12 protein-coding genes are annotated in these 19,337 nt (G+C 49.5%); 5 read left to right on the top strand and 7 right to left on the bottom strand.

Features of this window, described 5'->3' with window-relative positions; all coding sequences use genetic code 11:
- Nucleotides 1-71: 71 nt before the first annotated feature.
- Nucleotides 72-1,136 carry a class II fructose-bisphosphate aldolase gene (gene fba / locus V5J35_RS05785; RefSeq protein ID WP_354010351.1) on the bottom strand — a complete coding sequence of 355 codons (1,065 nt, stop codon included), beginning with the start codon at nucleotides 1,134-1,136 and terminating at the stop codon, nucleotides 72-74.
- A gap of 542 nt (nucleotides 1,137-1,678) precedes the next feature.
- On the opposite strand from fba (V5J35_RS05785), the gene V5J35_RS05780 reads away from it, so the two are divergent.
- Nucleotides 1,679-2,443, top strand: a complete 765-nt coding sequence (locus V5J35_RS05780) for a hypothetical protein (protein WP_354010350.1) — start codon at nucleotides 1,679-1,681, stop codon at nucleotides 2,441-2,443.
- An 81-nt stretch (nucleotides 2,444-2,524) separates the two neighbouring features.
- On the opposite strand, the gene fba (V5J35_RS05775) is transcribed toward V5J35_RS05780, so the two are convergent.
- Complete coding sequence (gene fba, locus V5J35_RS05775; RefSeq protein ID WP_354010349.1) at nucleotides 2,525-3,382, bottom strand: class II fructose-1,6-bisphosphate aldolase; 858 nt, start codon at nucleotides 3,380-3,382, stop codon at nucleotides 2,525-2,527.
- 959 nt (nucleotides 3,383-4,341) lie between these two features.
- On the opposite strand from fba (V5J35_RS05775), the gene ptsI reads away from it, so the two are divergent.
- Entirely contained in the window at nucleotides 4,342-6,057 is a 1,716-nt protein-coding gene (gene ptsI / locus V5J35_RS05770) for a phosphoenolpyruvate-protein phosphotransferase PtsI (RefSeq protein ID WP_354010348.1), read from the top strand.
- A 433-nt stretch (nucleotides 6,058-6,490) separates the two neighbouring features.
- Nucleotides 6,491-9,106, top strand: a complete 2,616-nt coding sequence (gene adhE / locus V5J35_RS05765; RefSeq protein WP_354010347.1) for a bifunctional acetaldehyde-CoA/alcohol dehydrogenase — start codon at nucleotides 6,491-6,493, stop codon at nucleotides 9,104-9,106.
- Between the two features lie 342 nt (nucleotides 9,107-9,448).
- Here adhE and V5J35_RS05760 read toward each other — a convergent pair whose 3' ends face one another.
- Nucleotides 9,449-10,396: a bestrophin family protein gene (locus tag V5J35_RS05760; protein ID WP_354010346.1), complete on the bottom strand. Its 948-nt coding sequence runs from the start codon at nucleotides 10,394-10,396 to the stop codon at nucleotides 9,449-9,451.
- 361 nt (nucleotides 10,397-10,757) lie between these two features.
- Entirely contained in the window at nucleotides 10,758-11,063 is a 306-nt protein-coding gene (locus V5J35_RS05755; RefSeq protein ID WP_354010345.1) for a hypothetical protein, read from the bottom strand.
- Between the two features lie 292 nt (nucleotides 11,064-11,355).
- On the opposite strand from V5J35_RS05755, the gene V5J35_RS05750 reads away from it, so the two are divergent.
- Nucleotides 11,356-12,105 (top strand): response regulator transcription factor, encoded by a 750-nt coding sequence (locus V5J35_RS05750; protein WP_354010344.1) that lies wholly within the window; start codon nucleotides 11,356-11,358, stop codon nucleotides 12,103-12,105.
- Nucleotides 12,106-12,117: 12 nt separating this feature from the next.
- Complete coding sequence (locus V5J35_RS05745; protein WP_354010343.1) at nucleotides 12,118-13,662, top strand: ATP-binding protein; 1,545 nt, start codon at nucleotides 12,118-12,120, stop codon at nucleotides 13,660-13,662.
- A 97-nt stretch (nucleotides 13,663-13,759) separates the two neighbouring features.
- Here V5J35_RS05745 and ptsG read toward each other — a convergent pair whose 3' ends face one another.
- From ptsG to ygjK, 3 genes are all read right to left on the bottom strand, one after another.
- Nucleotides 13,760-15,211 (bottom strand): PTS glucose transporter subunit IIBC, encoded by a 1,452-nt coding sequence (ptsG, locus tag V5J35_RS05740; protein ID WP_354010342.1) that lies wholly within the window; start codon nucleotides 15,209-15,211, stop codon nucleotides 13,760-13,762.
- Nucleotides 15,212-15,345: 134 nt separating this feature from the next.
- Complete coding sequence (locus tag V5J35_RS05735) at nucleotides 15,346-16,440, bottom strand: carbohydrate porin (protein ID WP_354010341.1); 1,095 nt, start codon at nucleotides 16,438-16,440, stop codon at nucleotides 15,346-15,348.
- A 189-nt stretch (nucleotides 16,441-16,629) separates the two neighbouring features.
- Nucleotides 16,630-19,284 carry an alpha-glucosidase gene (gene ygjK, locus V5J35_RS05730; RefSeq protein WP_354010340.1) on the bottom strand — a complete coding sequence of 885 codons (2,655 nt, stop codon included), beginning with the start codon at nucleotides 19,282-19,284 and terminating at the stop codon, nucleotides 16,630-16,632.
- Nucleotides 19,285-19,337: the final 53 nt, after the last annotated feature.

Genomic DNA, 19,337 nt, shown 5'->3' with positions numbered 1-19,337 from the left:
GGCGGTGCTGATATGACCTGGCGCATGAAACCGGTTGCACAGGTCGGACTCCTGGCAACCGGTTATCCGGATTACTGGATTTTGGGGTCAAGGTTGCCCTTGTTGTAGAGGTCGAACATGGTTTCCAGGCTTAATGCCCTGATTTTTGAAGCATTGCCTGCCGTTTCAAAAGTCTGATAGCGCTGAAGGCAGATGTCTTTCATTGCCCGGGTGGCGACAGTAAGGTATTTGCGTGGGTCAAACTCTGATTTGTTTTCCTGCATAAAACGGCGAATGGCCCCTGTTGATGCCAGGCGCAGATCGGTGTCGATATTGACCTTGCGTACCCCATGGCGAATGCCTTCCTGGATCTGCTCGACAGGAACGCCGTAGGTTTCCGGTATTTCTCCACCGTTGTCGTTAATAATCTTGAGCCAGTCCTGTGGTACTGATGAAGAACCGTGCATCACCAGGTGGGTGTTGGGTATGCGTTTGTGTATCTCGCGGATTCTGTCAATGGCAAGGATGTCGCCAGTCGGAGGACGGGTGAATTTGTAGGCACCATGGCTGGTACCGCAGGCGATGGCGAGGGCATCGACATGGGTGGCCTGAACAAACTCTGCAGCTTCGTCGGGGTCGGTCAGTAGCTGGTCATGGGACAGTTTACCCGCGGCGCCAACGCCGTCTTCTTCACCTGCTTCACCGGTTTCCAGAGAGCCGAGGCAGCCTAGTTCCCCTTCTACAGAAACTCCACAGGCATGAGCCATTTCAACGGTTCGGCGGGTCACCTCAACATTGTATTCGTAGCTGGAAGGGGTTTTACCATCTTCTTTCAGTGAGCCGTCCATCATGACAGAAGAAAAGCCCAGTTGTATTGAACGCTGACAGACGGCGGGGCTGGTGCCGTGATCCTGATGCATGACTACGGGAATGTGTGGAAACTCTTCAATGGCCGCCAGTATCAGGTGTCTCAGGAAGGGGGCGCCAGCGTATTTCCGGGCTCCGGCGGAAGCCTGAACAATGACCGGCGAATCCGTTTCGTCGGCTGCTTCCATGATGGCGCGCATCTGTTCCAGGTTGTTGACGTTAAAGGCAGGGACGCCGTAACGGTTCTCGGCAGCGTGGTCGAGAAGCTGTCTGAGGCTGATCAGTGCCATGGCTTGCTCCTTTTTTATTGATAAAAAGGTTATAGAGGGGCGTTTGAGCTATGGAGGACTGTTTATATTATCGCCACCTTGGTTGATGGATGCAAAGTTCAACTGTTCTAAAAAGGCAAAAGGATTTGAATGGTTTATGAGCAGGGGCTGGCAGGTATGAAAAGGCAGGCACTATACGGTAAGAAGGCTATATTGTCGGATGTTCGTTAAGGTAGCCTGACCGCTCGGTCGGTTGATCCGGGTTGAACGGTGGTTTGCAGTTGGGGGTATGTGTGAACTGTTATGAAAAAGCACTCACGATCAAAAAAACGACTCAATCAGTGGTGCTTCTGTCCCTTTTGCTGTTTGCCGGTCTGTTGAGAGCTGACCAGATAAACGATAACCGGTGCTGGTGCCTGTCAGGCAGCAAGACGCCCAATGGTCCCGAGGAGATGGTTCGGTCTGTGGGGAGTTATTTGCCTGAATATTCGAACCACGCAATAATTTACACTTTTCGGTTTCTGCATGAGTCGCGCTGTGGTTCTGCGAAGTCAAAACGTTATATGAATATTGATTTCGGGGCTCTGAGTTGCAGGCCCCAAAGACCTGTTCAGGTAGCTTATACGGCTCCCGATGGTCGTGTGGTGTACGCCTATTTTGAAGACATCAAGGCGTCTTTTTTTCAAACACTTACCCCTGAAAAAAAGGCATTAATATTGAGTAAAAGCCCGTGTCTGGTTCATTCTGATGATTTGTTCGACAGGACGGTTCGTGATGTATGGCGTCGGATTCTGAGCTTCTGGGATCAGCCTGAAAAGGGGGAGGCTCTGTTGAAATCATCTCAGGCTGCCCGCTTTATGGTTGCTGATTATGTACTTGGTTTTTCGCCTCCTGCAAATGCTTATCAGTTTCCCAGAAGGTATGAGTCTGATGATGAGAACTATCGGACTGAAGATGGGTATTTTCTTGGGGAGGCCGTTGATCAGGTGGCGCTGGTGTCTCAGATAAATGCACTGCGAGTTGGGCAGGTCTGGCTTATGGAGGAATCGGTTGAATCTGCTACAGGGATTTATAATAGATATCATCTGTGTGTCATCTATATAGGGGGAGGGCTTTTTCTGCTGCTGGTCAATCAGAAAGAGCAGTATTTCCTGAACATTGATGATTTTATCATGCTGGTTAACAATACTTCGCAGAGTGATAGGAAATACAAGTGGAAAGCAGCAATGGTGCGAACTTCGAATGGCTATGAGTCTTTTAGCCTGAAGAGGACTGGTTCGCATCCTGGTAGCGTGACTGACTTTTTTGCCAGCAAAGTTAATCGGTAAAAAAAGGGGGGGGGAAGAGATTGGAGCGGATGTCCGGAGAGGCATCCAGCAGCCAGGTGGCTGCTGGACAGAAGTCAGAGCTTACGCCTTGCCTTCGGAACCGAATTCGCGGATCTTGCCCATTACGGTTTCAACGATCGCTTCTTTACCAGGACCGATAACCTTGCGTGGGTCGTAAACTTTAGCGTCGTTTGCCAGAACTTCGCGAACCATCTTGGTCCAGGCGATCTGGTTTTCAGTGTTTACGTTGATCTTTGCAGTACCACGGCTGATAGCGTTCTGGATGTCAGCAGTTGGGATGCCAGTACCACCGTGCAGTACCAGAGGTACGCCAGTCAGTTCGTTGATTTCCTGCATTTCAGTGAAGCCCAGGTTTGGTTCGCCAGCGTATTCGCCGTGAACAGAACCCAGAGCCGGAGCCAGACAGTCCAGGCCAGTGCGCTCAACCAGTTCTTTACACTCCTGAGCGTCAGCGTAGATAACGCCGTCAGCAATAACGTCGTCTTCCTGGCCGCCAACTACACCCAGCTCAGCTTCAACAGAAACGCCACGGGCGTGAGCGTATTCAACAACGGTCTTGGTCATCTCAACGTTGCCTTCGAATGGGCCGTGAGAACCGTCGATCATTACGGAAGTGAAGCCAGCGTCGATCGCTTCTTTACACTTCTCGATGCTGGAGCCGTGGTCCAGGTGAATAGCAACAGGAACAGTAATTTCCATGCTTTCGATCAGCGCGCCAACCATAGCGGTGATCAGCTTGAAGCCGCCCATGTAACGAGCAGCGCCTTCAGATACACCCAGGATAACTGGAGCGTTAGTCTTCTGAGCAGCAGTCAGGATAGCCTGAGTCCATTCCAGGTTGTTGATGTTGAACTGGCCTACGGCGTATTTGCCTTCGCGTGCCTTGTTCAGCATTTCAGTCATAGATACCAGAGCCATAAACGTTTCCTCGGTCAGTGGTAACAGTTGTGATGCATCCCTGAAGGGTTTGCTTCATCGAGTTTTTTCAACCGGACAGGCGTCCGGTTGAATTGAACTGGGAGCGAATGTTTTTATTTGACCGTGGTTGAGTAATCACAGTCATTATTAACATTCTGATTGCCATTTTAATTGCTTTTTTTAATCAAAAGACCAGAAACGATGTAAAGAAGCCTTTCTCAATCTGTTAATTATTGAAAAATTGTTTCATAATTCGACCTGCTCTTACCTGTTACGATGGTAACAGTGTATAAATACAGAGGTATTTATTACCGCAGTCACCATTCAAAGGAAGATGATTACGAAAGCATGGCAACGCCATCCCGCTATTGTGCGACATTTGGCAATTATATACAAATGCCACGTTGCTCTTATAGTGTTGCGGGTGAGTATTGTTACGTATGCTTGCTACTCCGGGGTAGCTACGGGGTGAGCAGCACAGCGGCTTTGCAGCAATCATGACGCCTTCTGGACTGGTGGCAGGGAAATACTGATTCAGGTCAGGGAAATTCACATAACGGTGTTGTAATTTTCTCCGGCTAGATAAATTCGAGCGGGGTTTGTTTGGGCTTCACGTTTTAAATGAAAAAACATTATATGAAGTGACAATTCATATATCTCGATGTTTGAATTTGAGTGTATTTGTTTTTTTGTTTGGCTATTTGTTTGATGAGTGTTTTGCAGAGCGCTTTATCAAATGTTGCACTATCTTGGAATTGATTGATTGCTTCTGACAGTTTCGATGCTTTATTCCATTTGAAAATGTTAAATGTGATTTAATGTCAAAGTCTGTGCATGGTCAGGTGATTGTTCAGGAACTCTGTTAGAAACTAAATGATTAAATATTACTGATGTCTTGTGTTAAATGTTTTTGTTATATGCAAGCATCGGTTTTAGATTGATATAAATGTGGGTGGTTTATGTTCTCAGGCATCATTGCTTCCTCCGGCGTTGCCATTGGTAAAGCATTTGTCCTTAAAGAAGCTGAATTTCAAATCAGCGATGGCGTACTGGACAGCTCTGAAGTAGACGCAAACATCGCGCGCTTCAAAGATGCTATCGCTAAAACGGTTGAACAGTTGGAGGCAATCCGCGACAAAGCGGCTGCCAAGCTGGGCGAAGAAGAAGCTGAAGTCTTCGAAGGTCATATCCTGGTAGCGACTGACGAAGAGCTGGAAGAAGAAGTTGTTGAAGCGATCAAGGGCCTGAAGCCTGCTGACGCGGCACTGAGTGAAACCATTGCAGCGAACGTTGCGATGCTGGCCGAGCTGGACGACCCTTACCTGCGTGAGCGTGTTGCTGATATCAAGGACGTTGGTCGTCGTATGATCAAGAACCTGCTGGGTATCGACATGGCGTCTCTGGAAGATGTGGCTCACGGCACCATCATCATTGCAGATGACCTGACTCCGTCTGAAACGTCCCAGATCGATCTGGAGCGCGTATGGGGCTTTATCACTAACATTGGTGGCCGTACTTCTCACTCTGCGATCATGGCCCGTTCCCTGGAACTGCCAGCCATCGTTGGTGCCAAGGTAGCGACTGACAGCATCCAGAACGGTGACACTGTTGTTCTGGACGCCATCAACAACAAGGTACTGGTGAATCCTGACCAGTCTGCCATCGATTCTTACAAGACCCTGCAGGTGCAGCTGGACGAAGAGCGTAAAGAACTGTCCAAACTGAAAGACCTGTCATGCACTACCGTTGACGGCAAGCAGTTCGAAATCTGCTCCAACATCGGTACCGTGAAAGACACCGAAGGTGCAAACCGCCACGGTGCTGAGGGTGTAGGTCTGTATCGTACTGAGTTCCTGTTCATGGACCGTACCCAGATGCCTACCGAAGAAGAGCAGTTCGACGCGTACAAGGCAGTGGCTGAAGCTATGTCTGACCGTCCGGTGGTTATCCGTACCCTGGATATCGGTGGTGACAAGGACCTGCCTTACTTGGATCTGCCACAGGAACTGAACCCGTTCCTGGGCTGGCGTGCGATCCGTATGTGCTTCGACAAGCCTGAGATCCTGAACACTCAGCTGCGTGCCATCCTGCGAGCATCCGCTTTCGGTAAGCTGAAGATCATGTTCCCAATGGTTATCTCGGTTGAGGAAGCCCGTCGTCTGAAGCAGATCGTTGCTGACGTTAAAGCTGAACTGACCAGCAAAGGCATCGCTTTCGACGACACCGTTGAAGTGGGCATCATGGTTGAGACACCAGCGGCTGTTATGGTAGCTGACCTGCTGATTCAGGAAATGGACTTCTTCTCCATCGGTACCAACGACCTGACCCAGTACATTCTGGCGGTTGACCGTGGTAACGAAATGATCGCTGACATGTACGACCCAATGGCTCCGGCTGTTCTGCGTGCTATCAAGCGTGTTATCGATTGTTCCCACGAAGCGGGCAAGTGGACCGGTATGTGTGGTGAGATGGCCGGTGACGAGCGTGCTTCCCTGATCCTGGCGGGTCTGGGTCTGGACGAATTCTCCATGAGCGCGACCTCTATCCCACGTGTTAAGAAAGTTCTGCGTAGCCACAAGTACGAAGAACTGAAGGTGATGGCTGAAGCGGCTGTAAACCAGCCTACGACTGAAGACGTAAAAGCTCTGCTGAATGACTTTATCGCCAGGCACTGAGTTTGAGTTGCAGGATTAACACATGGCTCATACATTGAGGCATGTGTTCCTGATGAGAAGCCTGCCAGCAGGCAGGCTTCCTCAAGCCAGAGACTGACACTTTATTGTACTTATGTATTGCTATTTCCAGATTTCAAACGACGTTAGGCGTTTTATCTGATAAACCGTTCAAGGCGGTTTGAAATGCGGTAATGGTAATCACCTTAAACTTGACAGGCGCAGAGGCAACCCCCACTGCGGACTGCAGGGCAGTTCTGAAAATAAAGAGCTGCCAATAACGAAATATAAAAAGGAGCAGGCAACGACCCGCTCCGGAAAGCGGTAACACGTCAAGATAGCTGTGAATAACATGGCACGGCGTGCATACCTGCTAAAGCCTGAATGAACGAACCAGGCTTGGAAGGATTTCGATGACAAGTATGAGGTAATGCAAATGGCCACTGACAAGCAGTCAGCCAAAGCAGTAAAGAAAGAAACCGGTAAAACAGAGGTTGAGATGCAACTCGACGCTCTGCTGGATCGAGCGAAAGCCGCTCGTGAAAAATACCTGGAGCTGGATCAGGAAGCGATCGACCGTATCACCAAGGCGATGGCTCTTGCTGGTCAGGCAGCGCACATGGAACTGGCGCGCATGGCGGTTGAAGAAACCGGCCGTGGTATTCTGGAAGACAAGGTGACCAAAAACATCTTCTCGACCGAATTTATCCACCACTCTATCAAATACGACAAAACTGTCGGTGTTATTGAAGATAATCAGGAAGAAGACTTCATGCTGGTTGCAGAGCCAGTGGGTATCGTCTGCGGTATTACGCCGGTGACCAACCCGACTTCGACCACGATGTTCAAGTCTATTATCTCCGCCAAGACCCGTAACCCGATTGTTTTTGCTTTCCATCCGTCTGCCCAGAAGTGTTCCAGCGAAGCTGCCCGTATTCTGCGTGACGCTGCTATTGAAGCAGGTGCGCCGGAAGACTGCATTCTGTGGGTAGAAAAGCCTTCTCTGGAAGCGACCCAGAAACTGATGATTCATCCGGACATCTCTGTGATCCTGGCGACAGGTGGTTCCGGCATGGTTCGCGCTGCGTACTCTTCCGGTAAGCCTGCCCTGGGTGTAGGTCCGGGTAACGTGCCTTGTGTCATTGACCGTACGGCTGACCTGAAGCAGGCGACCAACGACCTGGTCATGTCCAAGAGCTTCGACAACGGTATGATCTGTGCCTCCGAGCAGGCTGCAATTGTTCACGAAGCCGTCTATCCGCAGTTTATCAAAGAGATGAAGGCGCTGAACGTTTACTTCACTAAACCTGAAGAAACCAGAAAGCTGGCGGAAGTCGTGATTGTTGACGGTCATGTTAACAGCAAGATCGTCGGCATGAAGCCGGTTGTGATTGCAGAAATGGCGGGTATTAAGATTCCGGCGGAAACTCGTGTGATTGCCGCTGAAATTGAAGGTGTGGGTCCAGAGTTCCCATTGTCTCGCGAGAAACTGTCTCCGGTACTGGGTGTTCTGAAAGCCCGTGACTCCCGGCACGGTATTGAGCTGGCAGACAAAATGCTGAACTTCGGTGGCCTGGGTCATTCGGCGGTTCTGCACGCTCAGGACGATGACGTCATCGATCAGTTCTCCCTGGCGATGAAAGCCGGCCGTATTATCATTAACTCGCCGTCTACCCACGGTGCGATTGGCGACCTGTACAACACCAATATGCCTTCCCTGACCCTGGGTTGTGGTTCTTACGGTGGTAACAGCACCACGTCCAACGTTTCCGCTGTTAACCTGATTAACATTAAACGCGTAGCTAAGCGTCGTGTCAGTATGCAGTGGTTTAAGCTTCCCCGTAAAATTTACTTCGAAGCGAACTCCCTGCAGTACCTTGAGAAGATGCCAGACATCTCTCGTGTATTCATTGTGACCGACGAAACCATCCAGAGTCTGGGTTATGTTGACAAGATTCAATATCATCTGAACCGTCGTCAGATTCCGGTACAGGTGCGTGTCTTCAACCAGGTAGAGCCTGATCCGTCTCTGGCCACTATTCGTGCCGGTGCCGAAGATATGGACCGTTTCCAGCCGGACGTGATTATCGCACTGGGTGGAGGTTCTCCAATCGACGCGGCGAAAGGCATGTGGTTGTTCCACGAGCAGCCAGAAGCTGACTTCGAAGGCATGGCGCAGAAGTTCCTGGATATCCGCAAGCGTGTGTACAAGTTCCCTAAACTGGGCAAAAAGGCACGTCTGGTGGCTATTCCAACCACTTCCGGTACCGGTTCTGAAGTGACTTCCTTTGCGGTAATTACCGACAAGGAAAAAGGCATCAAGTACCCGCTGGCAGACTACGAGCTGACACCGGATGTAGCAATTCTGGACCCGAATCTGGTCGCCACTGTACCTAAGAAGGTGACTGCTGATACAGGTTTGGACGTGCTGACTCACGCTCTGGAAGCTTTTGTATCGGTAATGGCGTCTGACTACACTGACGCTCTGGCAATGAAGGCGATTCAGCTGACCTTCGATTACCTGCCAGCGTCTTACGAGTCTGCCGACAAGCGCGCTCGTGAGAAGATGCACAATGCTTCCTGTATTGCGGGTATGGCGTTTGCCAACGCGTTCCTGGGAATCAACCACTCCATGGCGCACAAGCTGGGCCACGAGATGAAGATTCCTCACGGTCTGGCCAATGCCCTGCTGCTGCCGCACGTGATTGAGTATAACGGTAACAGCAAGCCTTCCAAGGTAGCGACTTTCCCGAAATACGATCACTACATTGCGCACGAGAAGTACACCGAAATCGCCAAGGCTCTGGGTCTGCCTCACAGTACGACTAATGAAGGCGTTAAGTCTCTGGCCAATGCGGTTCGTGATCTGATGAAGAAGGTTGATATGCCAGGCTCCCTGAAAGAAATGGGCTTCAGTGAGAAAGAGTTTCTGGCTAAAGTACCAGAGCTGGCTGCCTTTGCATTTGAAGATCAGTGTACTACCGCTAACCCGCGTATGCCGCTGGTGACCGAGCTGGAAGAGCTTTTGAAGAAAGCTTACTACGGCGAGTAATGCACAGAAATGCTGTAACACAGTAATCTGAAGCAATTAAAAGAGCGGGATGAATTCTCATCCCGCTCTTTTTTTGTATCAGAAAATCGAAGCTAAAATATATATTGCTAATCAGGTTTTTTGATCTCCATGATTAGCAATCATTGCGCTTTTAATCACTCCCGGCCCTGTGTAATACCAATCGCAATAATTAGCTATTCTATTGCGCTGACTTTCTGGGCGGTTATTCTGCGTTGGTGATCGTCGCCATAGCTACGGCTATGACTCCTCACACCGCCTTGCCTAACCGCCCAGAAAGTCATGCTCATAACGAAGCTAATTATTTTGATTGGTATAAGTAATTTAATGTATTATCTCGGCCTCTTCGGCCAGAGAGTATTTTTTAGCCGTGTAGCCAATTTCGTGATCGATTCCTAATACTTCAAATACATTCTCGGTAATTGTATCGGTAATGAATCCGATAGGCAGGTCATTGGCATCGGTCCCGAATGGATTTTCGATTTCCTCTGAAATGACTTCAATACCTATCATGGCAAAAGCCATTACCATTACAGCTGGAATGGTTAAGTAGCCAAATACATTGGCCAGACCAAAGGGCAAAATTATAATGTAAATTACGATAAATAGCTTAATGAAAGTGCTGTGTGAAAATGGAATGGGTGTTTTTTTAATTCGTTCGCACGTGCCTAGTGTATCGATGAATCGCTGTACCAGCTTATTGCAAAAATATTTGTCGAAATCTGAAATATTATTGTTTTTATGCATGGCCTCCAGTTCTCTAAAGAGCTTGGAGCCAAACTTATTTGGATGATGTTTGAACTCAGCAATTTCATCAGCCTTGTCACTTTTTTCCAGATGGTACTTGTTGAGGTCTGTGCTGTCTCTTAAATGAAGAACGAGTGACATGCAGAAATTGGAAATATGCCTTCCAAAATATCTTCTTTTATTCATGTCTTCAATTGGGATGATTGAATCTAGCTTCAAAGAAAGGGATCGGGAATCGTTTACCAGTGCTCCCCATGCTTTTCTTCCTTCCCACCAGCGGTAGTACCCGGAGTTTAAGCGAAACACCAGAAACAGGGATAGAATAACACCGATCAATGAAAAGAAATCTGTATCGATCTGATATAGATCAGCCAGATAGTGCATATTCAGCAGAGTGGCGCTGATAGCATACAAAGTAGTATAAAAAATAAACCTTAACAGCTGGCGCATGTTGTAGCTGTATTTATAGGTCTTGAATAAGGTGGTGAAAAGAGAATTCCACTTTTTAGAATCGTAAATTATCATAGTATAAAAAAATAACTGGCTGCTTTTCTTGATTGGCTTTTCAGATCAACAGCATCTGTTTTTCAAAAATGCTCCAATTAAAACTGAAGAGAATTGCCTTTCACCAGCCTTAAAAGCACGAATACTTTCAGATAATAGTCAGTTCAAATGGGGCAACTAGCTATCACAGTGGCATTTTTGCAAGGATGCATGATTGTGACAAGATGGATAGAGCCCCTTCATGTACGTAAATGTCTCAGCGTGATCCGCAGTAATACCCTTGGAGTGAACTCGGACAATTGAGGATTAGAGGCTCTGGTATAAATGGCTCCTCCTTGAATAGTCGGGTGGCAGCGTGGGTTGAGGGAAAGTAACAAAAGTATTACCTCTTGCGGTCAAAAGCCGGGCTTTCGAATTCGCTGTAATCAACACTTTCTGACGACCATTTCTGTTGCCGCTTTTTCTGTGCCTCCCTTTCTGCAATGGATTCACCAAAGACTTTTTGATGGCACTGTTCCATCAGTGCAGAGAGTTCTTCTCTGGAGGCTACCCCCATGAACTCTCCGGCGTGCATAAAGCCTTCGCAGCGATGGCGTGCCTTTGCGCCTGGTTTCAGCCCCGACTTGCTGGCTTTGTAAATGGCTTCAAGCTGGCTGGCAACTTCAGTCAGAAATGTTTTTTTATTCATTTTCTGTCGTATGAGTGATGGGTTCTGTTTGATGTTAAAACGATAACAACTTTAACCCTGAACGCAAAGCTTCCTCCCCTAACATTCATCTGTAAAAACAGTTAAGCTGTCGCTTTTCGTGCTTCATTCAGAGGCGCAGTGGTTTCTACATTTTATCTGTGCATTAGTACGGGGTCGATGAGAGATATGTGTATGACAGTGTTGGATCAATTTATCTAAAATTGAGCTAAATCATTATGTTACAGTCTCTACCCGAGACATAATGTTGCAGTATATTGGGATTTGGTTGCTTATGGTTGATTCTAGCACTGTTTTTGTTGTAGACGACGATGACTCGATTCGTGATCTGCTGGCCAGCTATCTGAAAAAGAATGGTTATAACGTCATTGCCGCCAACAGCGGTGAAAGCTTTTTACAGGAGTTTCAGGAGTGGCGTTCTGCCGGAGAGGATGAGTCACGGGTTATTGTCGTGCTGGATATCATGATGCCGGGTATGGATGGTTTTGATGTCTGCCGGGAATTGCGTACTTTTTCAAAAGCACCGGTAATAATGCTGACAGCCGTTTCTGATGAAATGGATAGAATCATTGGTCTGGAAATGGGCGCTGACGATTATCTGGGCAAGCCGTTTAACCCTCGCGAACTGCTGGCACGCATTAAAGCGATTTTCCGCCGCAGCGAGCAGGTGGCTGAGCCAAAAACAACAGGGCGTTATGCGGTTTTCAATGGTTTCTGTCTGGATAAGGTAACCCGTGAGCTGACCTCACCTGAAGGTGAACCTGTACCTTTGACGGGGGCTGACTACAACCTGCTGATGCTGTTTATCCGCAATCAGGGCAAAGTGTTGAGTCGTGAGAGCATTGCTGAAGTAACGCGCAAGCGCAACTCGGCACCCATGGATCGTTTTATTGATGTGAATGTCAGCCGCCTACGACAGTGTCTGGGTGAAAATGCCCGTGCGCCGGAACTGATCAAAACGGTCAGGGGGCAGGGTTACATCCTGACGACTGAAGTCGAATGGGTTGATAAAGTGCCTGCATGAGGAAATAGCTGTTTGTCTGAGTTTGTTGATGTTGATGCCGAAGCAACGGCAGGCCGGGGTGGTTCTTCCGGAGCTGCTGGCAGTAAAACGACCAGAAAGTGGTGGAGCAGGCTTTCTTCCCTGAGTCGCGTCCTGCTGCCTGACTCTCTGCCGGGGCGGTTCTTTATGTTTATGCTGCTGCTGGTGTTTGCTTCGCAACTGGTCATCAGCTTTGTCTGGACTTATCAAAGCCGGACGACACAGGAGAAGGCGCTGGAAAACGTTGTATCCAATATGGCTATGCGGGTGTCGTCTACTATTGAATACTTTGACTCCCTGCCAAACCGTTATCGACACATCATTCTGGATCAGTTACGGGATATGGGTGGAACGCGTTATTTTGTGACGCTCAACCGTGACTTTATCGAGATCGACGAACTGCCCAGAACCCGTAGTCAGGGTATTGTGATTAATGGCTTTCAGGATACTCTTGATGCCTTCCATGCCAATGGTGATATCAGCATTGCGTTTTCGGCACCGGAAACACTGCGGGTGTTTAATAACGAGACCTACCTGACGGAGCTGACCGAAAGCTGGGGTCAGCATGCACTGATTGTTGAGCCGCTGTCGTTGCCGATTCTGGTGATACAGGTGCCGGTTTCAAACAATGAGTGGTTGTACCTTGCTACCCTGATGCCAGATTCCGCCATTATGTCGTCTTCCCTGCCAATGGATCTGCAACTGGTTTATTTGTTCGGGTTAACGGTTTTGCTGATATTTGGCAGCTGGATGATCTATGTTCTGACGCAACCGGTGGGGCAGTTATCCAGGGCGGCTGAAAATTTTGGCAGAAGCTTTGAGCCCGTGTATCTGCCCGAAAAAGGGGCAAGAGAGTTTAAAACCACGGCCAGTGCATTTAATCGCATGCAGAGGAATATTCAGCACTTCCTGAATGACCGGAAACAGCTGTTTTCCGGAATTTCCCATGACCTGAAAACCCCGTTAACACGGTTACGGCTACGGGCAGAGATGCTGGATGACGACGATGAACGACAGGGGTTTGTTGAAGATATTGATCATCTGGACATGATGGTGCGAAGTGCTCTTCAGATGGTTCGGGATACTGATATCCATGAAAACCCCGAAAGTGTTGATCTGAAACAGGTGCTGGAGAGTATCGCCCGGGCTGGTCAGTCTGTTGGACAGAAGATCAGCCTTAAGTGTCATGAGTACGAGATTGTGACCGGTAAACCGCTGGCGTTAAGGCGTTGCCTTGAAAACCTGATTGATAACGCAGTGGTCTATGGTGGCAATGCAGATATCTCCCTTTCTGTGGAAGATAGTTATAACCGGATTGTTATCAGGGATCAGGGACCTGGCTTGCCAGAAGGTATGGAAGAAGAAGTCTTTCAGCCCTATCGCCGCTTCGAACACGGTGAGGCCTGCAATCCCGGCGGTAACGGTCTGGGGCTAATCACTGCACGACACCTGGTGGGTACTCACGGAGGGCAGCTGAACCTTCGTAACCATCCGCAGGGTGGGCTCGAAGTTACCCTCATCATTCCTTACGACATCTGACTTTTTCACTCACCACTTTTATATCGATAAAAAAACGGGGGGCTTCTCTTTCGAGAAGCCCCCCGTTTATGAAGTGGCTTAATCGTTTAGCGATTGATTAAGCGGTTGCCGGAGTCATGCCGCCAGACTTGTTCACTTCGTTCATGGCAGTCTTGATATTCTCAGACTGTGTGCCGAAGATAGCCTGCATGTTGTTACCAACTACCATAACACCGCGAGCACCCAGTGCCTTGATGGCAGCCTGGTCAACCTTGTTTACGTCAACCACTGCGACACGCAGACGGGTGATACAAGCGTCGATGGACTTGATGTTAGCGTTGCCACCGAAAGCGGTGATCAGCTTGCCAGCCAGCTCAGGGCCTACTTCTACCTGAGAACCACTTTCTTCGTCTTCACGACCAGGAGTCTTCAGGTTGAACTTGGTGATTACCGCACGGAATACGCCGTAGTAAACCGCAGCGTATACAGCTCCCAGAGGAATCAGCCAGAAGGACTTGGTGCCGATGCTGGAGAACAGGGCGAAGTCGATCAGGCCGTGGGAGAAGGAAGCACCCATCTTGATTTCCAGGAAGTTGGTAATCACGAAAGCGAAACCTGCCAGCAGGGCGTGTACAACGTACAGAGCCGGAGCCAGGAACATGAAGGAGAATTCGATTGGCTCAGTGATACCGGTCAGCATGGAGGTCAGGGCTGCGGATACCATGATGCCGCCAACACGCTTCTGGTGCTTGGTCTTAGCCGTGTGCCACATAGCGATAGCCGCAGCAGGCAGACCGAACATCTTGAACAGGAAGCCGCCAGCCAGGAAGCCTGCAGTCGGGTCACCAGCGAAGAAGCGAGGAATGTCACCAGTGAATACCTGACCCGCTTCGTTAACAAACTGACCCATTTCCATCTGGAAAGGAACGTTCCATACGTGGTGGATACCGAAAGGAATCAGCATACGCTCGATGAAGCCGTATACGAAGCCCATGGTTACCGGGTTGCCTTCAACAGCGTAGTTACCGAAGGAGTCGATCACCGCACCGATTGGAGGCCATACGAACGCCAGGATGGTACCCAGAATGATGGCACCAAAAGCGGTAACGATAGGTACGAAACGCTTACCAGCGAAGAAGCCCAGGTATTCTGGCAGCTGGATCTTGAAGAAACGGTTGAACATAACCGCCGCCAGAGCACCAGACAGGATGCCGCCGAATACGCCGGTATCAATGGAGGTGATGCCCATGATGGACTTGGTTTCAACACCCATCAGGCCTGCAACCAGACCCATGGTGGCCAGCATAACCACGTAGCCAACGATTGCAGCCAGAGTGGAAACACCGTCGTTGTCAGTCAGGCCCAGTACGGTACCGATAGCGAACAGCAGTGGCAGGTTGCCGAAGACGGCACCACCGGCCTGTTCCATCACCTGGCTCAGCAGGGAAGGCAGGAAGCTAAAATCAGCAGCACCGATACCCAGCAGGATACCCGCAACTGGCAGAATGGCTACAGGCAGCATCAGCGCACGGCCAATTTTCTGCAGCACCCCAAAGGCGTTTTGCAACATTATAATAATCCCTAATAGATTGGTTGGTGAGAAAAAGGGAGGTGGATAATAACCTGATACAGACGACAGTAGAAGTGTAATGTCTGTGTCAGGTTATCGACTTCCGGAATGTCTGATTTTCTCAGACTATTCGTTTAGAAGTAGTAGTTAAAGCGCGTACGGAAGGCTGTAGTTTTCTCGTCATTGCCTTTGGTGCCGTAAGCATTTTCTGTTTTGGAGTGGGACAGTGCGAAAGTCACTTCGGCGTTATGGAAGTCCAGTACTGGTACGGTGTAAGCGGTGTAAACGACGAAGGAATCGGTATCTGACTTAGTGCTGTCTACGTGATCGTTTTTAGCAACAGACGCACCCAGGCCAAAAGCATTGTAAATGATGTTACTGTTGAAGGTGGTTGCCTTCCACAGTTCTTCAGCATCCTGATAAGCCATGCTGTTGTTCCAGATCAGTTTACCGAAGGTCAGGGTCGCTGTAGCGGACAGGCCGTAACGGTCAGCCAGGTCGCGGGTTGTACCACCTTCGGTCTTGTATACGGAGTCGTCTGACATCTCATATTCGGCACCAAAGCTGATACTAACGTTTCCATCATCACTCAGGTAGTTAATGGCAGGGCGAACCAGGAAGCTATTGCTTTTAGACTCAGCATCAGTTTCTGCTTTACCGACAATCTCTGTGGTGTCGCCGTAAACGGTAGAAACTTCAGAAGTCCAGTTGCCAAATTGACCGGTAACCCTTGCCTGACCCGCTTTACCACGTCGACCACGGCCTTCTTTTGCCATGTAGTAATAAACACCTTCACCCATTTCATCACTGCCAGCCGCATAGAAAACAGCAGTATCTTTACCCAGTGGGAACAGATCTATGGCTTCGTAACGACCAATCTGGAACATCCAGTCCTTGTCCATACCGAATGCGAAGTAGGCATCATCCAGTTCAACGTTGCCGTCTGCTCTCAGCAGAGGCTGAGCAGTGGCCTGAACAAAGCTGCCGTCTTCACGGGCGTCACGCCAGGTCACGTCCAGCATGACGCGGGAGTCGTCAGCTAGCTGGGTGTTAGTGTTACCATTGTTGTCTTTTATTGTTGGACTGTTGACACCGTTTTTGTTGTCAACCATGTCAAAGTTCATCTCGGCATCGCCACCAATGGTCAGTCGACCATCGTCAGAAGTCCAGCCAGCAACTGCGCTGGAAGAAGCGGTAATAACGGTGATAGCCAGTAATGTCTTTTTCATTTCTTTACTCATGTGCTTGGTTTAACAGATCAATAATCGGTGGTTTAAAAGTGCGGCCAGTACCCGTCAGGGATAAAGGCCGCAAAAAGCCACTCTTTCTTTAAAAAGTTATTTAAACGTTGTTTATAAAAAGCCGTTCAAAAACAGGTCGTCAGATTTACTCAAACTTATTTATGACGTTGCGGTACTTCATGAAGAAGTGCGCTTGTTCATGAAGTTGCGGTACATCATGTAAAAGTGCGCGGAACTCCAGCCAAAGTTGGTAGCGCCCTGAACTGCACCCGTTTCAGGGTTGTAGTTCTCCCTGATAGCACCGTCTTCCAGCAGACCGTCGGCGTTGTTCAGGATCTTGTCCATCAGCTCCTGGGCTTCCTGGTCGAAACCGTAGTTCGCCAGGCCTTGCAGGCCGAAGTACACCTGATCAACCCAGACACGGCCACGCCAGTAGATGTCCGGATGGTAAGCCGGGTTGCTCTTGGAAGCGGTTGGGAATGGTACAGCCTCAGCGTTGAACTCGTCCTCGTCCATGATCACGTCACGAACCTGGTGGGCGTTTTCTTCCGATGCAATATTGTTAAACAGCGGGGACCAGCCTTCAGGGCCACGACCGCGTTTAGTTAGCAGCTCAGCTTCATCGTTGACACCGTAAGGTTCTACATCGTCCCGGGTGATCTTCAGGTCGTAATAGAAGCCGCTTGCGTTATCAAACATGTTTTTGTTGATGTACTCGGCGATTTTCTCTGCGTCGTCACGATAGGTTTCAGCAGCAGCCTCGTCGCCCAGAATCTCAGCCATATCGGCCAGGAAGTTCTTTTCAGCCGCCAGATAGGAGTTGATATCAACAGATTCCTGATTGATAACGTAGCCCAGCGCGTCACCTTCATTGTTCTGAATCTGGAAGAAGCCCGGAGTCCAGTCCGCACGGGCCAGTACCATGTCGCCACCGTATTCTTCATCGGCATACTTTTGTAGCTGGTCTTCATCAATGAAACCGAAGTTGGCCGCGTTATCCCGGCCGGACTCCCAGCCTACGCCATCTTGTGCCGGAGCGAAGATATCCGCCTCACCCCATTCTGCCATTGCGTCGTACATATCTGTGCTGAAACAGGTTTGTTCCTGGTCATCACCTTCAAGGCAGGACTCTCCCATCATGTCCTTCAGGTCTTCAGACATGTTCAGGTCGTCGGAATAAGTGAAGTGGAACTTCAGCTCTTCACCTTCAACGATTTCACCGCCAACCAGCGCACCATTGTGAGACGGATCCATGGTGGCGCCGTATTCAACAATGCCGTTGCCGTTGATGTCGCGGTTGCTGTACCACCAGTTATGGTAGTCAACCAGCTGAGGGTACATTTCCTTGATCCATGCTTTCGCATCGTCTTCACGATTTTGCTCTTTCAGGCCCAGATAAGTTTCCCATACGGCCCAGGAAGCCAGAGATGGCTTGGTGTTCCGCTCGTTCCAGTTGCCACCGTCGAGGTGTCTGGTGCCATTTTTTGTGACCTTGTTGTAGAAATCCTGATCATTGTTAAATGGCTTGTCTTCGCGCAGGCTCTGCATGTTCGGGAAGACAACGTCAATGATCATGCCGGCATCCTGTGGACGCAGGGTGTCATCTTCGTCAACCTGGTAATCAAACATGGAGCGAACGTTATCCATTGCCAGATCCGGGTTGATGTGCGCCAGAGCGTAAACGTGCTTCCAGCTGTCCCAAGGCCATACACCACCGGCAAACCACGGAGCGGTGTAGGAAGGGGTGACACCGGCAGTTTTCAGGAAGCCGTAAGGGGAGCGCCAGTTGGTGTGCAGACTCTGAATGGTCTTAACCGCCAGACGGGTTTGCTCTTCTGTAGCGTCTTTGTTGGTCAGGCCGTTTTTCAGGTAGCCTTCCCAGCGATCTGCAGATTTCTGGAAGTAGCCTTCCGGATTGTCCAGAATTTTTGTCGTTGTCTGTTCAATCGCTGCGACTTCATCAGCATCATGACCGTAAGCCTGGGTTGTCCAGACTGTGGTTGCTGCATCGGAGGCGACAGTGACAGAGCTGGATTTAACTTCGTAGCTCAGCGAGTCAACTGTATTTGGCGTGGTTTCAAGATCGCGACGAATCATAAAGGTTGCGTCGTCCTGGGTTAGCATTGACCAGGTGTCACGCTGCTCGTTCAGGCGAACATTAATGCCGTCGTTGGTGGCGGTTAATGTGCGGAAGTCTTCGCCGTATTCTCCGGTTACTGTTTCCGGGTCTGTGCCATCCGGTCCGCGATACAGGGTTTCAGTTAATTCACCGGCCCAGTTAAAGGTCAGTTCCTTGGCAGAATCCGTTTTGTTCAGAACCGTGGTTTTAACCAGTGAGACACGCTCATCAACAAAACGCATCTCCATAGCAACTTCAATGTCACCCAGGTCATAACGCTGGTACAGGGCACCAGGGTAGGAGATCAGCTCAGGGGCTTTGGCGGCTGTCAGGTCGTAAACCTTACCTTCGCTGTCGGTCAGGGACAGCTGATCCATGTATTTGCCCAGCAGCACATTGTATTCTTCCGCAATAATGGAAGGCCCTGTGAAACTGCCGTAGGTGTCAGCGCTGCCCGGCAGCAGGAAACCGTGCCAGCTACCGTTGTCGTACAGTGGATTGTAGGCAACGTTGTCGTATTCGTCCTTGTCATGCAGGGCCAGCGGGTTACCGGTACGATTCAGTACGTTTTCATACTGCAGGGCGATCTCACCCAGAGGCTTCAGGGGAGGCTGACCAACCGTGATTTCGTCGTCACTACTGTTGTCAGTACAACCGGTCAGTGCCATCGATGCGATGATCGATGCCGCCAGTAAACTTTTCTTAAAGCGCATAGCTGATAGAGGCCTAACGAATGCGTGAATGAACTTTTTTCAGGCAAAAGCTG

The sequence above is a fragment of the Endozoicomonas sp. NE40 genome (assembly GCF_040549045.1).
Classification (GTDB): Bacteria; Pseudomonadota; Gammaproteobacteria; order Pseudomonadales; family Endozoicomonadaceae; genus Endozoicomonas_A; species Endozoicomonas_A lisbonensis.
Note: the sequence above shows the minus strand (reverse complement) of the source record. Positions and strands in the feature narration are given on the sequence as shown.

Coding starts and splice junctions, on each gene's coding strand:
- ptsG (WP_354010342.1), bottom strand. CDS start 15,211: ATGTTGCAAAACGCCTTTGGGGTGCTGCAGAAAATTGGCCGTGCGCTG.
- V5J35_RS05735 (WP_354010341.1), bottom strand. CDS start 16,440: ATGAAAAAGACATTACTGGCTATCACCGTTATTACCGCTTCTTCCAGC.
- fba (WP_354010351.1), bottom strand. CDS start 1,136: ATGGCACTGATCAGCCTCAGACAGCTTCTCGACCACGCTGCCGAGAAC.
- V5J35_RS05750 (WP_354010344.1), top strand. CDS start 11,356: ATGGTTGATTCTAGCACTGTTTTTGTTGTAGACGACGATGACTCGATT.
- V5J35_RS05755 (WP_354010345.1), bottom strand. CDS start 11,063: ATGAATAAAAAAACATTTCTGACTGAAGTTGCCAGCCAGCTTGAAGCC.
- fba (WP_354010349.1), bottom strand. CDS start 3,382: ATGGCTCTGGTATCTATGACTGAAATGCTGAACAAGGCACGCGAAGGC.
- adhE (WP_354010347.1), top strand. CDS start 6,491: ATGGCCACTGACAAGCAGTCAGCCAAAGCAGTAAAGAAAGAAACCGGT.
- V5J35_RS05780 (WP_354010350.1), top strand. CDS start 1,679: ATGAATATTGATTTCGGGGCTCTGAGTTGCAGGCCCCAAAGACCTGTT.
- ygjK (WP_354010340.1), bottom strand. CDS start 19,284: ATGCGCTTTAAGAAAAGTTTACTGGCGGCATCGATCATCGCATCGATG.
- ptsI (WP_354010348.1), top strand. CDS start 4,342: ATGTTCTCAGGCATCATTGCTTCCTCCGGCGTTGCCATTGGTAAAGCA.
- V5J35_RS05760 (WP_354010346.1), bottom strand. CDS start 10,396: ATGATAATTTACGATTCTAAAAAGTGGAATTCTCTTTTCACCACCTTA.